3 protein-coding genes are annotated in these 2,581 nt (G+C 61.3%); 1 reads left to right on the top strand and 2 read right to left on the bottom strand.

Annotation, left to right across the window (positions count from 1 at the left end; all coding sequences use genetic code 11):
* A partial coding sequence (locus ABSG20_RS34420; RefSeq protein WP_423868890.1) for an ABC transporter substrate-binding protein occupies nt 1-404 on the bottom strand: 404 nt, incomplete at its 3' end.
* A gap of 448 nt (nt 405-852) precedes the next feature.
* Between ABSG20_RS34420 and ABSG20_RS34415 the strand changes: the two genes are divergently transcribed.
* Nucleotides 853-1,779 (top strand): TauD/TfdA dioxygenase family protein, encoded by a 927-nt coding sequence (locus tag ABSG20_RS34415; protein WP_423868889.1) that lies wholly within the window; start codon nt 853-855, stop codon nt 1,777-1,779.
* A gap of 193 nt (nt 1,780-1,972) precedes the next feature.
* On the opposite strand, the gene ABSG20_RS34410 is transcribed toward ABSG20_RS34415, so the two are convergent.
* Nucleotides 1,973-2,581 (bottom strand): CmcJ/NvfI family oxidoreductase (locus ABSG20_RS34410; RefSeq protein WP_423868888.1); only part of this gene is annotated, 609 nt, incomplete at its 5' end.

Genomic DNA, 2,581 nt, shown 5'->3' with positions numbered 1-2,581 from the left:
AGGAAATGGCTGCCGGCGCCCTTGGTGACCGCGACTTTTTTTCCCTTGAGGTCGGCCAGCGTTTTGATGGGCGAGTCTGCGCTGACCAGGATGGCCTGAGCCGAGGGCGATGCGGATTCCTCGGCAATGTAGGCGAGCTTGGCGCCGGCGGCTCGCGCGAACACGGGCACGGTATCGGCGACGTCGGCGCCGAAATCGATATTGCCGGTGTTGATAGCTTCCAATAGCGGCAGACCGCTGGTGAACTCATACCAGGACACGCGTACGCCGAGCGGGAGCAGGGCTTTTTCAAGCTCGCCGTTGGCCTTCAGGACAGCCGTCAGCGTCGAGGACTTCTGATAGCCGATACGGATTTGGTCGGCCGGCGTCTGCGCAACGGCCGGGGTCGCCGAGGCGATCGCCATTGCCGCGATGAATCCGATGGCTGATAGGGCTCGAATAATCATGGATCTAGTTCCGCATCCCGCTCATGAATAGAGCGGCAGGCTAGAGGCCGAGAGATATCAGTCAATAGCATGACCGTTGATTTTGGCCGGCGCGACCGGTGTTGATATTCTGCGCCAACCGGAGTTCCCGGAGATACATCCGGCGAAGAAAGCCACCGCCGCTGTCCGCGACAACACGGGAGGCTTCCGAGCTCGCCCGACCACCGATTCGAATGCCATGTTTCCGATCGAAATTTTCCGATCGAAATCGAGAGTAAAACGTTCTCTTTGCTCTAACGGGAAGACGCAGCTTCCCCGCCTTCCACCCTCGCACGATAATAGTATACTTATTTAGTCGACCATCTTGACGAGTGCGGCTCATGAAATCTACCGTTGCGCGACCAGATCTTTCAAAAGGGGACCAAAAATGAGCGCCGCGCTGGAAAAGAATGCTGCCCAGGCAGAGCAGGGCCACCAGGATTTTGCTATTCGGCCCTACAAGCCATTGATCGGCGCCGTGATCGAGAACATTGACCTGACCAAGCCGCTCAGCGACCAGAACAGGCAGGATCTCAACCACGCTCTGGTCCGGCACGGCGTGATCTTTTTCCGCAAGCAGGCGCTGAGCTTCACGCAGCATGTCGAGCTTGCCCGCGTCTTCGGCAATCCGATCCGCAAGAACATCTACCTGCCGTCGGTCGAAGGCTTCCCCGAGATCGAGGTCATCGCCCACGACGAGAACACCAAGTCCGGCGGCACCGATAATTGGCACGTCGATGTGTCCTGGCAGCGCCAGCCGCCGAAGGCGACCGTGCTGCATATCAAGCAGGTGCCGCCCGGCGGCGGCGGCGACACAATCTGGGCTTCGTCCACCGCGGTCTATGATCTGCTCGATCCCGACCTCGCGCGCTACTTTGAGAAGCTGACGGCAGTGAACACCTTCTTTGCCGCGCCGAAGAAGGCGGCGCTGGCCGATCTGCTGAGCGGCTACGCGGCCGGGGGCCAGGAAACGGAGGAAGAGGGGCTTGCGCGTATCAAAGAGGCGGCGATCAGGTTTCCGCCGATTGAGGTTCCGGTGGTGAAGACCCATCCCGAAACCGGGCGCAAGCTGGTTTTCGTCAACGAGGCGCACACCAGCCATCTGCTGGGTGTCTCCAAGACAGCAAGCCAGAGCCTGTTGAATTATCTTTACGACCTGATCAAGACGCCGGAAGTGCAGGCCCGCTTCGAGTGGCAGGAAGGCGACGTCGCCATTTGGGACAACCGGCAGGTCCAGCACTATGCCGCGCGCGACTACGGCAAGGCGCCCCGACGCATCCATCGCGTCACGCTGGAATATGACGGCGCATTCTGATCGCGGCTTGGACACGGGCCGTCGGCGCAAGGCAACATGGGCGTTCACATGACGACTTCGTCTGAAGACCGGCCGACCTTGCTGTAACGCCAGCGGCTCGTCTCCGGCAGGCGCAAGATCGTCCCCGGCCACTTTCTTATTTTTGATTGAGGTCGGCGGGCATCCTTCGTAAGCATCAGCGCCTCGGACCGCGTCAGGACCCCGGCGGGAAGAACACCAGCGTGCGGACCTCGATGCTTTCCCGCGGTGGAGCGCTGGGCGCGAGCGGATTTTCGAACGAGGTATGAAACGACAGCCGGGCGCGCCCGTCATTGGCGCTGTCATGGATCCGGATCAGCAGCGCTTCGTCGGCCTGCATCTCCGAGAAATAGTACCAGCGGTGCGATGGCTTGTATTCGACCCGCGACGTCTCGCCACGAACATGGGCATACACGAGATCGCTGGCGATCAGGTCGTCGTCGGTAAAGGTTCGGGCGTCGCATAGCGCCAGCGGCGAATCCAGCACGGGTCCGCGGATCGGCCGCCACACATTGACGACGCCGAACCGGTGCTTCAGCAATTCGTCCGCCTCGGCCCCAAGATGGTCGCGGACGCGCCGCGGCGCCGAATTCACCGTGTGGTCGTTATGCACTTGCCGCGAGGGGACGGCCACGCCTGGCCGTCCGGCGTTACGCACATTGTGATCGAACACGAAGACGCGGCTGGCACCCAGCTGTTCACGCAGCAGTCGCTCGACCTCGGGATAGTAGACCCGCTTGATCTCCTCCGGGTCGTAGAAATCCGCAACAGTGGTCGGAGCCTT

Source organism: Bradyrhizobium sp., assembly GCF_049512235.1.
GTDB lineage: Bacteria > Pseudomonadota > Alphaproteobacteria > Rhizobiales > Xanthobacteraceae > Bradyrhizobium.
The sequence above is the reverse complement of the archived record's forward strand: the minus strand, read 5'-3'. Positions and strand labels throughout refer to the sequence as shown.

Excerpts from the sequence above, each read along its gene's own strand:
- ABSG20_RS34415 (WP_423868889.1), top strand. The coding sequence starts at position 853 with ATGAGCGCCGCGCTGGAAAAGAATGCTGCCCAGGCAGAGCAGGGCCAC.